The organism is Buttiauxella gaviniae (genome assembly GCF_040786275.1).
GTDB lineage: Bacteria > Pseudomonadota > Gammaproteobacteria > Enterobacterales > Enterobacteriaceae > Buttiauxella > Buttiauxella gaviniae_A.
The window spans coordinates 2,201,865-2,219,141 of record NZ_JBFMVT010000002.1 but is presented as its reverse complement, the minus strand read 5'-3'; the positions used below and the strand labels follow the sequence as shown (position 1 = coordinate 2,219,141).

At 52.2% G+C, this 17,277-nt stretch carries 14 protein-coding genes and 1 pseudogene; 4 read left to right on the top strand and 11 right to left on the bottom strand.

Going from position 1 to position 17,277, the window contains the following annotated elements; translation table 11 throughout:
- Nucleotides 1-94: 94 nt before the first annotated feature.
- The 4 genes from AB1E22_RS10950 to AB1E22_RS10935 all read right to left on the bottom strand — a co-directional run bounded on the left by AB1E22_RS10950 (nt 95) and on the right by AB1E22_RS10935 (nt 2,938).
- A complete protein-coding gene (locus AB1E22_RS10950) occupies nt 95-304 on the bottom strand; it encodes a CsbD family protein (protein ID WP_367595345.1) in 210 nt (69 codons plus the stop codon).
- Nucleotides 305-458: 154 nt separating this feature from the next.
- The gene (dinF, locus tag AB1E22_RS10945; protein WP_367595344.1) at nt 459-1,790 is read right to left on the bottom strand and encodes an MATE family efflux transporter DinF; all 1,332 of its coding nucleotides are present in this window, start codon (nt 1,788-1,790) and stop codon (nt 459-461) included.
- A 62-nt stretch (nt 1,791-1,852) separates the two neighbouring features.
- Nucleotides 1,853-2,461, bottom strand: a complete 609-nt coding sequence (gene lexA / locus AB1E22_RS10940; RefSeq protein WP_367595343.1) for a transcriptional repressor LexA — start codon at nt 2,459-2,461, stop codon at nt 1,853-1,855.
- Between the two features lie 108 nt (nt 2,462-2,569).
- Nucleotides 2,570-2,938 (bottom strand): diacylglycerol kinase, encoded by a 369-nt coding sequence (locus AB1E22_RS10935; protein ID WP_367595342.1) that lies wholly within the window; start codon nt 2,936-2,938, stop codon nt 2,570-2,572.
- A 126-nt stretch (nt 2,939-3,064) separates the two neighbouring features.
- Here AB1E22_RS10935 and plsB point away from each other — a divergent pair, with 126 nt between their 5' ends.
- Entirely contained in the window at nt 3,065-5,494 is a 2,430-nt protein-coding gene (gene plsB, locus AB1E22_RS10930) for a glycerol-3-phosphate 1-O-acyltransferase PlsB (protein WP_367595341.1), read from the top strand.
- A gap of 108 nt (nt 5,495-5,602) precedes the next feature.
- On the opposite strand, the gene ubiA is transcribed toward plsB, so the two are convergent.
- From ubiA to malK, 5 genes are all read right to left on the bottom strand, one after another.
- Nucleotides 5,603-6,475, bottom strand: a complete 873-nt coding sequence (gene ubiA / locus AB1E22_RS10925) for a 4-hydroxybenzoate octaprenyltransferase (RefSeq protein WP_367595340.1) — start codon at nt 6,473-6,475, stop codon at nt 5,603-5,605.
- On the bottom strand, nt 6,475-6,984 hold the full coding sequence (gene ubiC / locus AB1E22_RS10920) for a chorismate lyase (protein ID WP_367595338.1): 510 nt from the start codon (nt 6,982-6,984) through the stop codon (nt 6,475-6,477). The genes ubiA and ubiC overlap by 1 nt, the downstream gene beginning before the upstream one ends.
- 237 nt (nt 6,985-7,221) lie before the next feature.
- The gene (malM, locus tag AB1E22_RS10915; protein ID WP_367595337.1) at nt 7,222-8,175 is read right to left on the bottom strand and encodes a maltose operon protein MalM; all 954 of its coding nucleotides are present in this window, start codon (nt 8,173-8,175) and stop codon (nt 7,222-7,224) included.
- A 147-nt stretch (nt 8,176-8,322) separates the two neighbouring features.
- The gene (locus tag AB1E22_RS10910; RefSeq protein WP_367595336.1) at nt 8,323-9,663 is read right to left on the bottom strand and encodes a maltoporin; all 1,341 of its coding nucleotides are present in this window, start codon (nt 9,661-9,663) and stop codon (nt 8,323-8,325) included.
- Nucleotides 9,664-9,686: 23 nt separating this feature from the next.
- On the bottom strand, nt 9,687-10,796 hold the full coding sequence (gene malK, locus AB1E22_RS10905) for a maltose/maltodextrin ABC transporter ATP-binding protein MalK (RefSeq protein WP_367595335.1): 1,110 nt from the start codon (nt 10,794-10,796) through the stop codon (nt 9,687-9,689).
- 494 nt (nt 10,797-11,290) lie between these two features.
- On the opposite strand from malK, the gene malE reads away from it, so the two are divergent.
- From malE to malG, 3 genes are all read left to right on the top strand, one after another.
- Nucleotides 11,291-12,481, top strand: coding sequence for a maltose/maltodextrin ABC transporter substrate-binding protein MalE (gene malE / locus AB1E22_RS10900; protein WP_367595334.1), 1,191 nt, complete (start codon nt 11,291-11,293; stop codon nt 12,479-12,481).
- A 110-nt stretch (nt 12,482-12,591) separates the two neighbouring features.
- Complete coding sequence (gene malF, locus AB1E22_RS10895; RefSeq protein ID WP_367595333.1) at nt 12,592-14,136, top strand: maltose ABC transporter permease MalF; 1,545 nt, start codon at nt 12,592-12,594, stop codon at nt 14,134-14,136.
- Nucleotides 14,137-14,295: 159 nt separating this feature from the next.
- On the top strand, nt 14,296-15,186 hold the full coding sequence (malG, locus tag AB1E22_RS10890; RefSeq protein ID WP_367595332.1) for a maltose ABC transporter permease MalG: 891 nt from the start codon (nt 14,296-14,298) through the stop codon (nt 15,184-15,186).
- A 224-nt stretch (nt 15,187-15,410) separates the two neighbouring features.
- Here the strand turns inward: malG and psiE are convergent, their stop codons facing one another.
- Nucleotides 15,411-15,818, bottom strand: coding sequence for a phosphate-starvation-inducible protein PsiE (gene psiE / locus AB1E22_RS10885; RefSeq protein WP_367595331.1), 408 nt, complete (start codon nt 15,816-15,818; stop codon nt 15,411-15,413).
- Nucleotides 15,819-16,014: 196 nt separating this feature from the next.
- Nucleotides 16,015-17,151, bottom strand: a pseudogene (locus AB1E22_RS10880) (IS481 family transposase); the annotation flags it as partial.
- Nucleotides 17,152-17,277: the final 126 nt, after the last annotated feature.

Genomic DNA, 17,277 nt, shown 5'->3' with positions numbered 1-17,277 from the left:
TTGTTTGAAATGTATTGCGAGGGGAAAGGGAACGGTACATCCATGTACCTGGGCAGGGTAGCCTATGAGATTTTACACATCTGAGAGATGCTGATTACCAGCGATACTTGTTATGTCTTTCCCACTCGCCGACTTCTTTCTCTGCCTGATCCTTCTGGTATCCATAGCGTTCCTGGATTTTACCGACCAACTGATCGCGTTTCCCTTCAATGACAGTCATGTCATCATCAGTCAGTTTGCCCCATTTCTCTTTTACTGTGCCTTTGAACTGTTTCCAGTTACCGCCGATTTCGTCTTTATTCATAGTAATATCCTCATCGTTCGGTTAAGAACTGCTAAAAGTTAACAACGTCCCGGTGCTGCCGACTGGCTGACACCCTGTTTCTGCTGGACGTGAAATTAATTGTAGTCAACGATATGGCGGTAAGGAGAAAATTAAGAATCTTTAACCAAGCGGCTCAATTTGAGGAAGGGCTGAACCAGGTATTTTCCCGCCAGTGGCGACGCCAAATCCAACCTAGCGACAAGCCTCTAAGCGCAAGAAAAACCGCCACCGAAAGCCACAAACCATGGTTACCCAACCACGGAACGGTAAATAACGTTATGCCAAAACCCGCAGCCGCAACGGCCATACTGTTACGCATCTCCGCCCCGCGTGTGGCACCAATAAACATGCCATCCAGCAAATAACACCAGACTCCAACCACCGGCAACACTATCTGCCACGGCAAGTAGCGATCGGCCTGCAACTGTAGTTCAGGAATAGACGTCAGCAACGAAACGATATGCTCGCCAAACACGGCGTATATCACCACAAACATCAGCGCAACGAAGCCGGACTGGCGGCAGGCAGCGCCCCAAACCTCAAGCAATTGCCCTCGATTTTTTGCGCCATAGGCCTGCCCGGAATGGGCTTCAACGGCGTAAGCAAAGCCGTCAAGCGCGTAGGCCGTGAAGGTTAACAGCGTCATCAGCACGGCATTTACGGCGACAATTTCACTGCCTAAACGCGCCCCAAAAATAGTCACTGATGCGAAACACACCTGGAGCAGCAATGAACGCAACATGATGTCTCGGTTAAGCGCCAGTAAACGCCGGATGTTACCGCGCCAGGATTGTTTAAGCATTTCAACGCTGATGCCGCGCAACCCCATCACCTTTTTCACCATCAACAGGCCGATGATAAACGTTGCGTATTCCGCAGTGACCGTCGCCAGTGCAGCCCCCTGCACATTCATATGCAGGCCCATAACCAGCCACACATCGAGCACAATATTCAGCACGTTCCCCACAACCAGCAAAATAACGGGCGCACGGGCATATTGAACACCCAGTAGCCACCCCAGCAGCACGAGATTAGCCAGCGAGGCCGGAGCGCTTAGCCAGCGGATCTCAAGAAAACGCTGTGCCTGCCAGAGCACATCCTGATTACCACCAACGATATGCAGGGCCAGGGAAATCAGCGGGTCACGTAACAGGATAATCGCAGCGCCCGCCCCTAATGCCAGCATTAAAGGCTGAACCAGAGCACGCGCTAAAGCTGAGGGATTGTTGGCGCCGAAAGCCTGGGCGGTTAAACCCGTGGTGCTCATGCGCAAAAACAATAGCAGCATAAATAAGAAGCTGGTTGCCGTTGCGCCGATAGCGACACCGCCGAGATAAACGGGGCTATCCAAATGACCAATAACTGCCGTATCCACCAGGCCAAGCAGGGGAACGGTGATATTGGAAAAAATCATGGGTAAGGCGAGGCGCCAGAGCGCGCTATCAGCCGTCGAGAAAAATCGCATGGCTAATCCAGAAAGAGAGTGAGGATAGCGATGCGCTGGAATGCGCATCGCCTAAAGAAGTTTTACAGCCAGTCGCCGTTGCGAATAACCCCAACCGCCAAGCCTTCGATGGAGAAGTTATGCTCACGCAGGTCAACGATAATCGGTTCAAATTCGCTGTTTTCTGGCAGCAGATGGACGGTATTACCCTGCTGCTTTAAGCGCTTAACGGTAACTTCGTCATCAATGCGCGCAACCACAACCTGGCCATTGCGCACATCCTGAGTTTTATGAACAGCAAGCAGATCGCCATCCATAATGCCGATGTCTTTCATGGACATCCCGCTTACGCGCAGTAAGAAATCAGCATTCGGCTTGAACAACGAAGGATCAACCTGATAGTGACCTTCGATATGTTGCTGCGCCAGAAGCGGTTCACCCGCCGCAACACGCCCGACCAGCGGAATACCTGTGACCTCTTCCACCAGCAAACGAATACCACGTGATGCGCCAGAAACAATTTCAATCACGCCTTTACGGGCAAGTGCTTTCAAATGCTCTTCAGCGGCGTTCGGAGAACGGAACCCCAGACGTTGAGCAATCTCGGCACGAGTCGGTGGCATGCCGGTCTGGCTGATATGATCCCGAATAAGATCAAACACCTCTTGCTGCCTGGTAGTTAACGCTTTCATTCCGCCCCCTGGGTGTTTATACAGTTATGCTGTGAGTATATACAGTCAAAGGCGATTTTGGAACCACAAATTGAGCAAAAAACCAGGCACTTAACTATTCTGGAAAGACTATCGCAAATGCTGCCAAAGCAGCGTGACCCAGGTGATCACCGCAAGGATAATGGCGATTAATACAGCGGCAGAGCCCATATCTTTGGCGCGCCCTGAAAGTTCGTGATAATCCGTGCCAACACGGTCAACAAGCGCCTCAATCGCGCTATTGAGAATTTCGATAATCATGACCAGCACGACAGAACCGATCAGTAAAATACGGGTAATAGGGTCGACATCTAACCAGCAGGCAATGGCAATGGCGATAACCGCGGCGACGCCTTCTTGACGAAAAGCGGCTTCGTTAATCCAGGCTGCTTTAAGCCCTTTCCATGAATAGCCTGCGGCTTTGATAATACGGGTAAGTCCAGTGGTGCTACTCGCCATTTAGGGAAACCTTTTCAAATTATTTGCGTCAATGCTTATCAATAGTTGAACGCCACAGAAATTCAGACAAGATTCTGATATTCTTGCGGCGAATTTGCATCATTAACCTGAGGCTTTACATCGTTTATGTCAGGCTGGCCAAGAATTTACTACAAATTACTTAATTTACCATTAGGCGTTCTGGTAAAGAGCAAGTCCATTCCGGCTGATCCACAGGCCGAACTGGGCTTAGATCCCACTCGCCCAATCATGTACGTTTTGCCGTATAACTCAAAGGCGGATTTATTAACCTTGCGCGCGCAATGCCTCGCGCATAACTTGCCCGATCCTCTGGAGCCGTTAGAAATAGACGGCGCTTTATTGCCACGCTATGTCTTTATCCATGGCGGGCCGCGTGTCTTCACTTATTACACGCCGAAAGAAGAGTCGATTAAGCTGTTCCATGATTACCTCGACCTGCACCGCAGCAATCCTAATCTGGATGTGCAGATGGTGCCGGTATCGGTGATGTTTGGCCGCTCTCCAGGGCGCGAAAAAGGCGAAGTGAATCCGCCATTAAAAATGCTAAACGGCATTCAGAAATTTTTCGCTGTTTCCTGGCTGGGTCGCGACAGCTTCGTGCGTTTCTCCGCACCTGTTTCTCTGCGCCAGATGGCAACCGATCACGGTACAGACAAGAAAATTGCTCAGAAGCTGGCTCGCGTGGCGCGTATGCACTTTGCTCGCCAGCGCCTGGCGACTATCGGGCCGCGTCTGCCGGTGCGCCAGGATCTGTTTAACAAGCTTTTGGCCTCAAAAGCTATCGCCCGCGCGGTAGAAGATGAAGCGCGTAGTAAGAAAATCTCCCACGAAAAAGCGCAGCAAAACGCTGTTGCATTAATGGAAGAGATTGCGGCTAACTTCTCGTATGAAGCGGTTCGTTTAACTGACCGCGTGTTGGGGCTGACCTGGAACCGTTTGTATCAGGGCATCAACGTTCATAATGCAGAACGCGTGCGCCAACTGGCTCACGACGGCCATGAGATTGTCTATGTGCCCTGCCATCGCAGCCACATGGACTACATGCTGCTGTCTTATGTGCTTTATCATCAAGGGCTAGTGCCTCCGCACATCGCGGCGGGGATTAACCTGAACTTCTGGCCAGCAGGCCCGATTTTCCGCCGTCTGGGTGCGTTCTTTATTCGTCGTACTTTTAAGGGCAGCAAACTCTATTCCACCGTGTTCCGTGAATATCTTGGCGAACTGTTTAGCCGCGGCTATTCCGTTGAATACTTTGTGGAAGGTGGTCGCTCTCGTACCGGTCGTTTGCTCGATCCGAAAACCGGCACGCTGTCGATGACCATTCAGGCCATGCTGCGCGGCGGTACTCGCCCTATTACATTAGTGCCGATTTACATTGGCTATGAACATGTAATGGAAGTGGGAACGTACGCCAAAGAACTGCGCGGTGCGACAAAAGAAAAAGAAGGTTTCATGCAGATGGTTCGTGGTCTGAGTAAGCTACGTAATCTCGGCCAGGGCTATGTTAACTTCGGCGAACCGATGCCGTTGATGACCTTCCTGAACCAGCGTGTTCCTGAGTGGCGCGATTCCATCGACCCAATCGAATCGATCCGCCCTGCGTGGCTGACGCCAACGGTTAATGAAATTGCCGCCGAGCTGATGGTGCGAATTAACAATGCAGGGGCAGCGAATGCCATGAACCTGTGCTGTACCGCGCTCCTGGCGTCGCGTCAGCGTTCACTCACCCGTGAACAACTGACCGAGCAGCTCAACTGTTATCTGAGCCTGCTGCGAAACGTGCCGTATTCACCGGATGCAACTGCACCAGACCAACCGGCAGAAGCGTTGATTGAACACGCGTTGCAGATGAATAAGTTTGAAGTAGAGAAAGACAATATCGGTGACATTATTATTCTGCCGCGCGAGCAGGCGGTATTAATGACGTATTACCGCAACAACATTCTGCATATGCTGGTGTTACCTTCTCTGCTGGCGGCAATCATCACGCAGCATCGCCATATTTCCCGCAGCGAACTCCTGCGTCAGGTTGAATTACTCTACCCGATGCTGAAGGCTGAGCTGTTCCTGCGCTGGGACACCGCTGAACTCGCTGGTGAAATTGAGTTGCTGCTTAACGAGATGGTTCGTCAGGAACTGATTACCCTTGCGGGTGATGAAGTGCTGATTAATCCGGCTCGTTCACGCACCATGCAGTTACTGGCTGCGGGTGTTCGTGAAACGCTGCAACGTTACGCCATTACCTTCTGGCTACTGAGCGCTAATCCATCCATTAACCGTGGAACACTGGAGCGCGAAAGCCGCACCGTCGCCCAGCGTTTATCGGTATTGCATGGCATTAACGCACCGGAATTCTTTGATAAAGCGGTCTTCACCTCGCTGGTTCTGACCTTGCGTGATGAAGGCTATATCAGCGATACCGGAGACGCGGAGCCAACCGAAACCATGAAGGTCTACCAGATGTTGGCAGAACTGATCATGCCGGATGTGCGTTTGACGATTGAAAGTGCGACGTCGCAGGCTGCGGTGGAGTAAACGTAGATGGCGGATGGCGCTTGCGCTTATCCGCCTTACAAATGCAGCCGTATCTGGAATCGTAGGTCGGGTAAGCGCCAGCGCCACCCGACATTCCAGCCCAACAAATCAGAAGTGCATCAAGCTCAGCACCAGGCCAATAAACAGTACCAGCCCAACGTAGTTATTATTCAGGAATGCTTTGAAACAGGCATCGCGGTCGCGATTAGCCGTCAATCGTTGTTGATGAATAAATAACGCGCCTGCCAGAGCAATCGACCAGTAGAAAGCCCCGCCCAATCCGTTCAGCCAGCCAATCAATACCAGCAATGCCAACACGGCTACCTGCAAAATACCGATGATCAGATTGTCATAGCGCCCAAACAGTATTGCCGTGGATTTAATGCCAATTTTCAGATCGTCGTCGCGGTCAACCATTGCGTACTGCGTGTCATAAGCCACCGCCCAGCAGATGTTGGTTAAAAACATCAGCCAGCAGCTCAGCGGGACAGATTCGCTCACCGCAGCAAATGCCATCGGGATTGACCAGCCGAATGCCGCGCCTAACACGACCTGCGGCAAATGGGTGTAGCGCTTCATGAAGGGATAAACCCAGGCCAGCGCTAAACCCGCTACCGACAACAATATCGTCATCGTGTTAAGCGTCAGCACCAGTAAAAATGAGAGCAGCACCAGCACCACAAATAATATGCGCGCTTCTTTTTCACTCACGGCACCGCTCGGCAACGGCCTGTGCGCGGTACGTTTTACATGACCATCAAATTTGCGATCGGCATAATCATTTACCACACATCCGGCGGCGCGCATCATCCAGACTCCGGCGACGAACACGCCTAAAATCGTCAGCGGCGGTACGCCCGGCGTCGCAAGCCACAGCGCCCATAAAGTCGGCCATAACAATAAAAGCGAACCAATCGGTTTATCAAGCCGCATCAGGCGTTGATATGCCTGCCATTTGCCCTGTTTCAGACTCCACTCCATTATTTTTCCTCTTCGTACAGCGGGGATGCGGGAAGGAACAGCTCGGTCAGCATCAACGGCTTTCCGGCTAATCTCAGGCGGGAACGACGCCCCCATAGATCCGCACTTCGGCCAATCTCAATAAAATCCCGTGTCAGGGAAGATGTATTAAATAGATAACGCCCAAGCGGCGTAGTGCCAAGCTGCTGCAAGGCAAGTTCAGGACCTTCAAGGGTCGATTCAGGCACCACGGTGCGCCCCAGCAGCCACGGCTCATCGTCACCGCAGAGCACCACTTCTCGCAGCCAGTAACGTTCGGCTTCGGGCAACATATCAGCTTCAGGAAGGTCGGCACGCGAATCAAAAAAACCTTCACGCACAATGCGAACGGTAACCCGCGAGCAATATTGCTCGAAGCGTTTGGTCATTGAGTCTTCAAGCAATAACCAGTCAAGAAGCGACGCGCTCAGCTCCTCAGGGATCGTAGCCTCAAAACGTAAGGCGCGCAGTGGCGAAAGCGCGTCAGACATGGGAATTTCTCCGAAACAAAATCGGTTTTCATTGTAACGCAGAATAGGTAGAGCGTGGCAGGCAAAAGCTCACAACAATTTAACAGAACGGAAGCCTTCTAAATGATTCGCGTTGAATCAAGGCGGCTGCACTCAAAATCCCAGTCAGCTCGAAGGATAAAGAAGGATGATGGGCAAAAAAAAGGTGCGCATGACTATGCGCACCAAACTTCAAACATCAGCACTGCGGGGAAACGATCACCCCTTGCCTTTTACACTGCTGATAAAGGTTTTACGGGCAGAAGTCGATCCCAGGCGTTCAGCTTCATCTAGCAGTTTCAGGGCTTTATCAACATCGCCTTTTGCTACCGCTTCTTTTATAGCCTGGTTGAAGTAACTCTCTGTATCGCTAAGTACAGGTTCTTTTTTCGCGGCAGGAGCTGGGGCGGCTACTGGCGCTGCGGCTGTTGCTGCAACAGGTGCAGCATAAGCGGTAGCAGGAGCTGCTGTGTTACCCACAGTCACAGGATCTGGGCCAGATGAACCAAAGAGTGGTCCCACTAAAATGCTTGAACCAGAAGAGGTTTTTACTCGCAATTTCAGCGTGCCTGTCGTGCCATGGCTCGCAATAGGGTCTGGAATATCTGGGATCGCGTTACCATTGCCTTTGGCATAGGCTTTGGCAGGATCAATCATCTTAGTGGTTTGTTGTGCATCTTTACTGGTTGTGAAGACCAATAAATAGAGTTTTTGCTGCCCCAATGCTGGCGTTAATTTAAACGTTCCTTCCAGGCGGTTATCAGACATTACGCCTGGTTCCTGGTAGGCAAAGAAACTGCTTGGGAAGTATGCAGCTGGGCGCAGGTTTTGATCCAAAACCAGTACGTTTGGTGCGAAGACCGTATCTTTTTCAACGACGCTAGTAAGGGTAATAGTCAGTTCACCAATACCCGCCGGAACGCTGTAAGCCGCTACTGGGCCAATAATGTCAGCGACCCCCAGAGACTGTCCGCCAGTCGCAAGGTTTGTGGTATGCAGTTTGTTTTGGGTAACCGGCGTCCAGACAAGATTTTGTAATGTAGATTCAGGAATTGACGGAGCGGCTGAAACATCCTGCGGAACGATATTGATATCTGCCAGACTAATTCCGGGAACGCTGGCGAGCAACCCTGCGGAAAGGCAGAGTGCGAGGAGACTTTTTTTCATTTTCATTTTTATAGACCTCGAATGGGAAATCGGTGGAAAGTTAGCCAGGCAATAGCGCTTTCCATCGAAACAGGCATTGGCATAGAGGGTAATCATGATGGGGAGTTCAGTCGCAAACTCCCCATCATTTCTTCACTTCAGATTAACGCCGTATTACCACCAGATTTCCATCTGGGCACCAAAGGTGAATTCATCGTCGTTACCGCGGCTGTTGGAGAAGGTGCCGTTGCTGGTAGAATCGGAAATAGCGAAGCGAGTTACGCTATCACCACCAGGAGTAGTTTTGGCATAGCCCCATTTCTCATCCCACTTAGCATAGGTTGCGAAGACACGTAGTGCCGGACGGGACCAGATGCTGTCACCTGCCTGCCATTGTTGTGCCAGGGTAATTTTGTATTGGCTGTTACGATCGCCCGTTTCCTGGGATTTCACGTTGTCGTAGCCAACTTCCAGCAGGGTACTCATGATTGGCGTCCATTTGAACATTGGGCGCACACCTACGGTGTACCATTCAGTACCTTGGTTATCATCCATATCCAGGTTCTGGTACATACCGACGTACATCAGGTCCCAGCGATCCGCCAGAGTGATAGCACCGTGGTCGAGAACGCGGATCATGTGACCGTCGTTGTTCACGCTACCGCCTTCCGCGCGACCTTTACCGTTAGACGTCATAGAGTCGGTAGCATACTGAACAACAAACTTGTTGAAGCCTTTCATCATACTTTGCGTATGTTCAAGGGTCCCCATCCAACCATCTTTCGCTGCACCTGGTTGCAGGTAGTAATCGTCTGGAATGTTGGTGCGGCCATAGTCAACCCCCAACTCCAGCGTACCGCCTGGGTTAATTTCCAGGCCAGACCAGCGAACATCATAGGTATCGTTCGGTACTTTGTTGCTATAATTGCGAGTACCATCGGCATTGTATTTACCTGATGCTGCAGAACCGCCGCCTTCGGTGTTGCGAGTGGCAGCAAATGCCAGTTTACCCACCCCTACATCAATGTTTTCCAGGCCTGCACCAGGACCAGAAATATCCCAGTAGTAGAAGTCGATCATATGCACGTCATGACGCTGGTAGAAACGTTTACCGGCCCACATATTGGCGCCTGGCAATGCGTCAATCAGATTTTTACCCTGCACGTTGAACTCACGGATTGCTGGGGTGTTATCGTTTTCCCAGTCGCTTAACTGATTCGAGTTATAGGCAATGTTAGAGTCGAAATAGAAACTCTTATCAGCTTCTTTCCAGACTTCCTGACCTAATTTAATTTCAGCGTAGGTATCACATTCGTTACCAAGACGGTATTTAGACTGTGCACCCGTTGCCTGGAAACATTCTTGTGGGCCGCCGCTACCGGTCCAGCCGATACCAGAACGGGCATAACCGTGGAAATCCACAGCCAGAGCCTGAACAGACATAACGCCTGCTGCTACGGCAACTGCCAGTGGGAGTTTGCGCAGAGTAATCATCGTTCTATCTCCTGAGATCATTGCTTTTCTTTTTATGGGAATGCTTAAACACCTGGCTCTTGATGCAGCCGACGACATGCGGTGCCATCTTCTCGGAACAGATGGCAACGCTCTGGCGGCAAGCCAATAGCGAATGTGGCACCCTCTTTTACCAACACCACGTCATTCTGGCGGTACACCAGGTTCTGACGGATGGCGGGGATTTGGATGTGAATCTGAGTTTCATGGCCAAGCTGTTCAACAACCTGCACTTCACCTTCAAGAGTGACGTCAGCAATATCGCTTGGCAGGAGATGTTCAGGGCGAATGCCAAGAGACATATTGGCACCCACCTGAACTTCTTTGCTCTCAACGGGCAGCCAGACTTGCTGACGGTTTGGTAATTCAACCTGGACTTGATCGATTGCCGTGGCGGTCACTTTTACCGGGAGGAAATTCATTTTTGGCGAGCCAATAAAGCCCGCAACAAAACGATCCGCCGGGTAGTGATACAGCTCGAGCGGTTTACCGACCTGCGCCACGCGCCCTGCATCCAGCACGACGATTTTGTCGGCCAGCGTCATCGCTTCGACCTGATCGTGAGTGACGTAAATCATCGTGCGCCCAAGGCGCTTATGCAGACGGGATATCTCAATGCGCATCTGCACACGCAGCGCCGCATCAAGGTTGGAAAGGGGTTCATCAAGTAGGAATACGCGCGGCTCAGCCACCAGCGTACGGCCAATCGCTACGCGCTGGCGCTGCCCACCGGAAAGCGCTTTAGGGCGGCGCTCTAATAAATGTGCTAGTTGCAGCGTTTCGGAAACCTGAGTGACGCGCTGATTAATTTCGCTTTTCTTCGCGCCCGCGAGTTTCAGGCCAAAGGACATATTTTCCGCAACGGAGAGATGGGGATAAAGCGCGTAAGACTGGAACACCATGCCGACACCGCGTTCAGCGGGTGGAATTTCATTCATGCGGGTGTCACCAATAAATAAGTCCCCGCTGGTGATGGTTTCCAGTCCTGCAATCATGCGCAACAGTGTGGATTTACCGCAGCCTGACGGTCCAACAAAAACCACGAACTCACCTTCCTGAATGTCGAGGTTAATATCTTTCGATACCACCACATCACCCCAGGCTTTTGTTACGTTCCGTAGCTGTACGCTTGCCATGTACTTCTCCCTTCATTCCATCACGCTGCTCATTGGCAGGTAATTCAAGATGTGTCGGACTATGACGGATCTATACATTTCGTGAATCCTCCACCCCGCTGTTTTTTATGGGGGAGGAGATGGGAGGATGAGAGGGGCTGGTCTGCAACCGGTTACATTCGGGGCAAGAGATTTTCGTGATCGTGGTTTCAAAATTCGGCCTCGTTTTATGTGCTCCAGTACACATAACTGTCAGTTATGTAATGCAGATCACAGATACCAGGGGTGGGGCGTAGGGCTAAGGAGGATGAGAAGCACTTGCCATCTGCGCAAACTAACCATGCCGAGTTACTCAATCTATACCCTATAGCATTCGAGTTGCAGGTAGGCGGCCAGGAAGCGAGTCCCGATGAGCTTACTTCAGTAAGTGATTCGGGTGAGCTTCTGCAGCCAACACCCCTGCAGCTCGAAGGATGACGGGTATCGTGCAAACCACCATTCAAAGGATGGGACATATGAAAATTAAAACTGGCGCCCGCATCCTCGCTCTGTCTGCTCTGACAACGATGATGTTTTCCGCCTCTGCACTGGCAAAAATAGAAGAAGGCAAACTGGTCATCTGGATTAACGGTGACAAGGGCTATAACGGCCTGGCCGAAGTGGGCAAGAAGTTTGAGAAAGACACCGGTATTAAAGTCACCATCGAACACCCTGACAAACTAGAAGAAAAATTCCCGCAGGTTGCGGCGACCGGTGATGGCCCGGACATCATCTTCTGGGCTCACGACCGTTTCGGTGGTTACGCACAATCTGGCCTGCTGGCCGAAATCACTCCAGACAAAGCTTTCCAGGACAAAGTCTATCCGTTTACCTGGGACGCCGTTCGTTACAACGGCAAAATCATCGCCTACCCCGTTGCGGTTGAAGCGCTCTCGCTGATTTACAACAAAGACCTGGTACCGAACCCGCCAAAAACCTGGGAAGAGATCCCTGCGCTGGATAAACAGTTGAAAGCGAAAGGCAAGAGCGCGTTGATGTTCAACCTGCAAGAACCGTACTTCACCTGGCCGCTGATTGCCGCTGATGGCGGTTATGCATTCAAGCTCGAAAACGGCAAATATGACGTGAAAGATGTGGGCGTGGATAGCGCTGGCGCGAAAGCGGGCCTGTCCTTCCTGGTCGACATGATTAAAAACAAAAACATGAACGCGGATACCGACTATTCCATCGCAGAAGCGGCCTTTAACAAAGGCGAAACGGCGATGACCATTAACGGCCCGTGGGCATGGTCCAACATTGAGAAGAGCAAAATCAATTACGGCGTTGCGCTGCTGCCGACCTTCAAAGGCAAGCCGTCTAAACCGTTCGTGGGTGTTCTGAGCGCTGGTATTAATGCTGCCAGCCCGAACAAAGAACTGGCGAAAGAGTTCCTGGAAAACTACCTGATGACCGATCAGGGTCTGGCTGAAGTCAACAAAGACAAGCCGCTGGGCGCTGTTGCACTGAAATCTTACCAAGATCAACTGGCGAAAGATCCACGTATCGCTGCGACCATGGATAACGCCCAGAAAGGCGAAATCATGCCTAACATCCCGCAAATGGCCGCCTTCTGGTATGCCACTCGCACCGCCGTCATCAACGCCGTTAGCGGTCGTCAGACCGTAGACGAAGCGCTGAAAGACGCTCAGGGACGTATTACTAAGTAAAAAAATGGCGGGTGGCGCAGGCCTACCCGCCCTACATATTCTGTGTGTAGGGTGGATAAACGCCGTGCCATCCACCGCTTTAAGACGTTGTAGAGGTAGAGGAACACCCCATGGATGTTGTTAAAAAGAGCCACTGGTGGCAAAGCGATGTACTGAAGTGGTCAGTCATCGGCCTGTTGGGACTGCTGGTTGGATATCTGATTATCTTGATGTACGCCCAGGGGGAGTACCTGTTCGCCATTATGACGCTGATTTTAAGCTCACTTGGCTTATACATTTATGCAAACCGCAAAGCATACGCCTGGCGCTATGTTTATCCGGGTCTGGCCGGGATGGGGTTGTTCGTCCTGTTCCCGCTGGTGTGTACCATTGCCATCGCTTTTACCAACTACAGCAGCACCAACCAACTGACGCAAGAGCGCGCCCAACAGGTGCTGATGGACCGCCAGTATCAGGCGGGCAAGACCTTTAATTTCGGCCTTTATCCTGCGGGTGATGAGTGGCAACTGGGCCTCACCGACGGCGAAACCGGCAAAAATTTCATCTCCGACACCTTTAAATTTGGTGGCGAGCAACACCTGAAACTGAAAGAAGCAGATGCCCTGCCAGGCGGCGAGAAAGCCAATCTGCGCGTGATTACGCAAAACCGCGCGGCGCTGACGCAAATCACCGCTGAAATGCCTGATGAAAGCACGCTGACCATGAGCTCCCTGCGCCAGTTCTCCGGCACTCGCCCGCTCTATACCCAGGGTGAAAATGGTGAGCTGACCAACAACCAAAGCGGTGTGAAATACCGCCCGAATAACGACATTGGTTTCTATCAATCAGTTAACGCCGACGGCAACTGGGGCAACGAGCAATTAAGCCCCGGCTACACCGTGACGATTGGCTGGAAGAACTTCCTGCGCGTATTCCATGACGAAGGCATTCAGAAACCGTTCATGGCGATTTTCGTCTGGACCGTGGTTTTCTCTGTTCTGACGGTAATCCTGACCGTTGCCGTAGGCATGGTTCTGGCGTGTGTCGTGCAGTGGGAATCACTGAAAGGCAAAGCGATTTACCGCGTAATGTTAATTCTGCCTTATGCGGTGCCCTCGTTTATTTCTATCCTGATTTTCAAAGGCTTGTTCAACCAAAGCTTCGGTGAAATCAACATGATGTTGAGCTCGCTGTTTGGTATCAAACCCGCCTGGTTTAGCGACCCGACAACCGCCCGTTCGATGATCATTATCGTGAACACCTGGTTGGGTTATCCGTACATGATGATTCTGTGCATGGGCTTGCTGAAAGCGATTCCGGACGATCTGTATGAAGCCTCGGCAATGGACGGCGCAGGCCCGTTCCAGAACTTCTTTAAGATCACGCTGCCGCTGCTGATTAAGCCGCTGACGCCGCTGATGATCGCAAGTTTTGCCTTTAACTTTAACAACTTCGTGCTGATTCAACTGTTAACTAACGGTGGGCCAGACCGACTCGGCACCACAACGCCTGCTGGCTATACGGACTTGCTGGTGAGCTACACCTACCGCATCGCCTTTGAAGGCGGCGGCGGTCAGGACTTTGGCCTGGCTGCGGCTATCGCAACGCTTATCTTCATTCTGGTTGGCGCGCTGGCGATTGTTAACCTGAAAGCCACCCGCATGAAGTTTGATTAAGCCTGAAAAGACCAGGCGCAATTGGCGCAGTCAGTTTGAACACGGACTGCGCGGAAAAACCGGAGCGTACACGAAGTACGTGAGGATTTTGAGCACAGCCCAGGTTCAAAATGGCAAGCAAAATAGCCTGGAACGGTGTTTAAGGAGTAATGAAATATTATGGCTATGGTTCAACCCAAATCTCAGAAACTGCGTTTATTCACAACGCACTTACTGCTGCTGATTTTTATCGCGGCAATCATGTTCCCGCTGCTGATGGTGATTGCGATTTCACTGCGTCCGGGTAACTTCGCGACGGGCAGTATTATCCCGGACCAGGTTTCCTGGGAGCACTGGAAGCTGGCGCTAGGTTTTAGCGTTCAACACGCCGACGGCAGCGTAACGCCGCCGCCGTTCCCGGTGCTGCTGTGGCTCTGGAACTCAATTAAGATCGCGGCAATTACCGCGCTGGGGATCGTAACGCTTTCAACGACATGCGCTTACGCCTTTGCCCGTATGCGTTTTCCTGGCAAAGCAACGCTGCTTAAAGGGATGCTGATTTTCCAGATGTTCCCGGCGGTGCTCTCCCTGGTGGCGCTGTATGCGTTGTTTGACCGTCTCGGCCAGTACATTCCATTTATCGGCCTGAATACGCATGGCGGGGTAATCTTCGCCTATCTTGGCGGTATCGCGCTACATGTCTGGACGATTAAGGGCTACTTTGAAACGATTGATAACTCGCTGGAAGAAGCCGCGGCGCTCGATGGCGCAACCCCATGGCAAGCCTTCCGCCTGGTGTTACTCCCCCTCTCTGTGCCGATTCTGGCGGTGGTGTTTATCCTGTCGTTTATCGCCGCAATTACCGAAGTGCCTGTCGCTTCCCTGCTGTTGAGAGACGTTAACAGCTACACCCTGGCGGTAGGTATGCAGCAATACCTGAACCCACAAAACTACCTGTGGGGCGACTTTGCCGCAGCGGCTGTGCTTTCAGCTATCCCGATTACCGTGGTGTTTTTGCTGGCGCAGCGTTGGCTGGTGAGCGGCCTGACCGCTGGCGGGGTGAAAGGTTAAGATTTCCTGTTAGTTATTGCTTCACATTATGTAATTTTACCCGAGAGATATCGGGTTAGAGCAAGGCGACAACTGCAAGAGTCCCCAGGAGCTTACTAAAGTAAGTGACTGGGGCGAATGAAGGCAGCCAACGCAGCGCTAGCCCAATAGATAAAGGGTAATGCCACTGCAAACCCTCAATTTGACCTTATTATCATTTCCGGCGGCCCTAAGGCCGCCTTTTTTTATTCGCGTTTTAAACGGCTGCTATTGCATAGCCAAAGTGTAATCACCAGCAGCAAAATCGCGCCGGAATAGATGATCACATCCATAGGCGACTTATGGTCGATGATGATCAATCGTACGATGGCGGTAATACCGATATAGATAAAGTAGCGTAGCGGGAAGTGGTAGCCAGACTGGAAGTACTTAACGATCAGCGCGATAAACTCGAAATAGAGGAAATAAACCACCAGCCCTTCGATAAACAGATATTTGCTCGCCTGTTCGCCAGGTGCAAAAAGCACATTCGCCAAATGGAACGTCTCTTTGCCGAGAAAAATAATAAGTATGATGCCGAGAGCCAGCAGGCCCAAATTGAGCACCATTTGCATGACGGTAGAGATCCATTCGACACGGGGTGTTGCAGGCATATCAGCCTCCCTTTCGTTGTAGTCCAGGAGCTGTTATACGTTAAAAATGTGATCTGGATCTATATTTTTCGTTTAAATGACCCCCACCCAGCCTCCCCCTTACCAGGGGGAGGAGTTAACGGCTCCCTCCCCTGGTAAGGTGTACAGTCCGGGGACATGGTAGACAGGTGTTCGGACACATGGTGAACACTTTTTAACATCCTTTACCCATCGTGATCGACCTGTTTTTCAGGTCGATCACGCCCACTCTTGTGCTGTACCACCACACTTCATATTGTCCCTCTCCTGTCTCCTTCAACCCGACATGCTCGCCGATAAACGCCTTGCCCGCCTTCAGTTGCATCCCCTTAATACTGAGTTTTCCGCTTATATCCACCTTCCTGACCATCATCCCGGCATCATACTCTGCCGCCGCCGGACGGGCCTGATACTGCCGCGATGAGGGCTGGTAGCGTGATGCCGGCACCTGCATTCCCAGGGCCTCATGAGGCCGTTCCAGGTTGTATCTGTCCCGCCAGCTGTCGAACGTCTGCTGCAGCTGCTCACTGCTGAGGAACCAGCGCCCCTGCAGCAGTTCAGCCTTCAGGCTGCGGTGAAACCGCTCCAGCTTGCCCTGGGTCTGCGGGTGATAAGGCCGTGAGTGCCCGACGCAGATACCCTGGCGCATCAGCCACAGCTCCAGCGCTGTCCACGTTCCGGTGGTATCTCCCCAGGGCGCGCCGTTGTCCATGGTCATCCGCTCCGGCAAACCGTAGCGTTCGAAGACCTGCCGCAACTGAGCCTGTACGGTCCCGCGGCGCTCGTCGGCACAATGGGCCAGGCACAGGGAGAAACGGGAGTGGTCATCGAGCAGGGTGAGTGGATGGCAGCGACCGGCGGCAAACGGAAAATGCCCTTTAAAATCCATCTGCCAGAGCTGGTTAGGGGCAGCATGTTCGAAACGCCCGGTGGCAGGAATGCCGGACGGGAGGCCGGGCAACAGCCCATGGCGTGCCATCAGGTTATGGACGGTGCTGAAGGCAGGCAGGGTGTGGCCCTGGCGCTCGAGTGCGACCTTTATCTTGCGGGCGCCCCATGCCGGATAGCGTGCGTGAGCCTGGCGTAACAGGTCGACAACAGCCTCAGGCGTGCAGTGGGGAGAATGACGGGGTGTTCGCGGGCGCTCAGTGAGGCCCGCGTGGCCTTCAGCCAGCCAGCGGCGCAGCCACTTGTAACCTGTGGCAGGCGCAATGTTAAAGCGACGACAGAGCGCCCGGATGTTGGCCCCGTCCTGCGAGGCAAAGTGAACGAACTCGGTACGTAATGACATGGTATCTCTCGCATCCCACGGCATAAGCGGCTCCTGAAAGAAGTACTCATGCCTTAGTTGTAAGTGTCTACCATGTCCCCGAACAAGTGTTCACGATGTCCCCGGACTGTACAAAGGGGAGGGTTGGGGTGGGGTCCAAACCGGGGTGAG